The organism is Endomicrobiales bacterium, from assembly GCA_023228045.1.
In the GTDB taxonomy this organism is placed as follows: Bacteria; Elusimicrobiota; Endomicrobiia; order Endomicrobiales; family JALOBY01; genus JALOBY01.
Genome location: JALOBY010000041.1, coordinates 1 through 3078, shown reverse-complemented (window position 1 = coordinate 3078; position 3078 = coordinate 1). Strand labels below are relative to the sequence as shown.

Sequence of the window (3078 nt, the reverse complement as noted above, 5' to 3'; positions counted from 1 at the left end):
CGCATTGATCGCATAAGCCTTTGCATTCTTGGCATCAGTAACACAACGCTAATATCTTTAATTTTGCCAGCAGCATCAAGTTGTGGCTCGGCGCTTAGGCCCTCAAAAACGCCACTCGCATAATCAGTGCGATGTTGTTGGTTTGGTGCCATATTTAAAATTGAATGCGGTGGGCAAACAACCAGCTTTTCTGGCGCAAAGGGTAAATTTCGCACAACGTAGGTAGTGTTTTTCCAGCTCTTTTTGATTACATCAGCATAATGGAGTTGTGCTGGGTTGATTGCTTCGTGCCATGTGCTCAGTGAATCTTTAAACTCTTGACGCAAGTTTTTGGTATTTTTTTCGTTTAACATTTTGTTCCCCCATTGAGTCGTTTATTAACACTGGTTGTTGTCTGGATATTAGCGCTGAATATTTGTGCGCTAATTTACTCCTTTTCACAATTTTCAGCAATTTAAAATTGGTTCATTTAATAAAACCTTAATAACAGCAATTCCCGCTAAGTTTTAGCGGTAATTGTTTTCTTGTTTTGATGCGGCGCGCGAAATAAATTCGCGCTTGCGAGTTTTGTGGGAAGAATCGCGATTCTTAATCTTAACAAATCCCCATTGTGCGAGGTTTTTTGATAACGCATTGTTTGTAAATAATAAATAATTGCGGGAACAGCTGCTTTAATAATATATTTTTTTGCTAGAGATTTCGTTGAGAAAGAATTAACATCTGCACCAATTCTAACAAATTATTCGAGATTTTTTATGCGATCAATTATTACCATCAATGCCGGCTCTTCCAGCATGAAGTTTGCGGTTTTTACTATTAAAGATGCGGCGCTTTGTAAAACTCATAGCGGATTAGTGGAACGCATCACCACCAATCCACATCTACGCATCAAAGATTACGCCGGAGCAATTAAATTTGATGCTGATATAAATTTAACTTCTGCTGACGTTGACCCGTATGAGCTCGCAATTTATAAAATATTAGAATTATTGAAAGAATACAACGTTACGGTTGTTGCAGCCGGCCATCGTGTGGTGCATGGAGCTTTAAAATATCAACATCCAGTCATAGTTACACCAGAAATAGTTGATTATTTATCAACACTTGAGCCGCTTGCACCTCTGCACCAGCCATTCAATTTGCGTGGCATCGAAGTATTCACCAAAAAATTCCCCACCCTGAAACAAATCGCCTGTTTTGATACATCATTTCATTTTACCTGCAATGATTTAACTCGGCTCTTTGCAATTCCAAAAAAATACCGCGACGCAGGTTTAATTCGCTACGGTTTTCATGGGCTTTCTTATGAGTATATAGTTTCACAGTTTGATAAATATCTACCAAAAGAAAAGACAAACGGCAAAGTTATCATTGCGCATTTAGGGCAGGGCGCAAGCATGTGTGCGGTACATAATAAAAAAAGCCTTGCAAATACCTTTGGTTTTTCAGTATTAGACGGTTTACCAATGGGCACGCGTTGCGGCAATTTTGATCCAGGCGCAATTTTATATTTAATGAAAAACTATGGGCTCGGTTATGAAGAACTATCGCAGCTTCTCTACAAAGAGTCTGGATTATTAGGTGTTTCTGGGGTTAGCTCAGATATGCGCGAATTGTTCGCTTCAGATAGCAAAGATGCAAAATTAGCTATCGATTTATTTGTATATCGCTCATGCAGTTGGATTGCCTCTTTGGCTGCAGAATTACAAGGTATTGATGGCATTATTTTTACTGCAGGTATTGGCGAAAATTCCCCGCAAATTCGTGAAAAAATTTGCATGCGCTTAGAGTGGCTCGGTGCCAAAATTGATGTAGAAAAAAATGCAAAAAACGCTGCAACCATTCACCGCCCCGAAAGCAAATTATTTTTGCATGTCATCCCAACCGATGAAGAGCTAATGATTGCCGAACAAACTTTGCGCATGATTTAAAATTGCAAATTCATACCGTATTTTTTACTGTATTGCGGTTTCTTAGAATTCATTTCAAAATTTCTGTTAATTCCTGTTAGTGCAATCCCACTAATCGATATGATTGTATTGAAAAATTCACAATAATAGTGTACTATATTAATGACCGATATTTATGCAGTTTGTCTGTCTGAGCGCGCAGTAAAAAATCTAGAAAAAGTCCCAGAGCATGTAGCAATAAAGTTACAGGCTTGGGTTAGTGATGTTGGCGCTCGCGGGTTAAGAGAGGTGCGTAGGTTATCGGGTTTCATGATGAGCCATTACAAGGCAAAAGAGCTGGGCAACGCTCAATTCGTTTGAGCAAAGCTTATCGAGCTGTGTACATTATAGCAGAAGATAATTGCATACACTTTGTAAAGATTGTCGAGGTAACAAAACATGAGTATTAAAAGCAAAATTACTGCAGATACACTAAAAACTTTGGAAAAAATCACCAAAAATAAATTGACGCTCGGAAAACTTTTGTGTGCAATTCGGGAGGGCGAAGAAATTCCGCAAATTAAATTTGCAGAAATGCTTGGAATTTCAAAACAACACTTATGCGATTTAGAGCATAATCGCAAATGCATCAGTCCGAAGCTTGCAGCCAACTATGCAAAAAAACTCGGCTATTCTTCAGAACAATTTATTCAATTGGCACTCCAAGATATTGTTAATCGCGCTGGTTTATGTGTAACAATTAATGTAATACCAAAATCAAATTACTCGCATTTATCTAGATCAGTTAACTAAAAATTACGCACAATTCCTGCCTATTTTTTATTTTCACGCGCCGTGTGAGCTTCTGCAATAATCTCAATTAACCTTGAGGCGAGTGAAGTTTTTGTTGCGCGCGCAAGCTCAATCGGCGCCGCATTTTTTTGTAAAACTAATAACTCGCTTTCAACATTCCCAAAACCTAAATTCTCACCAACCAAATTTGCAACGACCATGTCTAAATTTTTTTGTTGCAGTTTTTTTAAGGAATTTGTGGATAAATTTTCTGTTTCTGCAGCAAAGCCTACAATAAAAGGCTTTTTTGCATTGGCAGAAATTTTTGCAACTTCTGCAAGAATATCTGGGTTTTTAATTAAAGCTAAAGTTAATTCACCTTGAGATTTTTTTATTT

The 3078-nt window shown here is 37.8% G+C and carries 4 protein-coding genes; 2 read left to right on the top strand and 2 right to left on the bottom strand.

What is annotated here, in order from left to right; translation table 11 throughout:
• On the bottom strand, positions 1–353 hold a 353-nt coding region (locus tag M0Q46_06675; GenBank protein ID MCK9583277.1), incomplete at its 3' end, for a hypothetical protein.
• A gap of 441 nt (positions 354–794) precedes the next feature.
• On the opposite strand from M0Q46_06675, the gene M0Q46_06670 reads away from it, so the two are divergent.
• Positions 795–1931: an acetate/propionate family kinase gene (locus M0Q46_06670; GenBank protein ID MCK9583276.1), complete on the top strand. Its 1137-nt coding sequence runs from the start codon at positions 795–797 to the stop codon at positions 1929–1931.
• Positions 1932–2348: 417 nt separating this feature from the next.
• Positions 2349–2702 carry a helix-turn-helix transcriptional regulator gene (locus tag M0Q46_06665; GenBank protein ID MCK9583275.1) on the top strand — a complete coding sequence of 118 codons (354 nt, stop codon included), beginning with the start codon at positions 2349–2351 and terminating at the stop codon, positions 2700–2702.
• A 20-nt stretch (positions 2703–2722) separates the two neighbouring features.
• On the opposite strand, the gene M0Q46_06660 is transcribed toward M0Q46_06665, so the two are convergent.
• Positions 2723–3078 (bottom strand): hypothetical protein (locus M0Q46_06660; protein ID MCK9583274.1); only part of this gene is annotated, 356 nt, incomplete at its 5' end.

Bases quoted from the DNA above. Each gene is read 5' to 3' on its own strand.
- M0Q46_06665 (MCK9583275.1), top strand. From the start codon at position 2,349: ATGAGTATTAAAAGCAAAATTACTGCAGATACACTAAAAACTTTGGAA.
- M0Q46_06670 (MCK9583276.1), top strand. From the start codon at position 795: ATGAAGTTTGCGGTTTTTACTATTAAAGATGCGGCGCTTTGTAAAACT.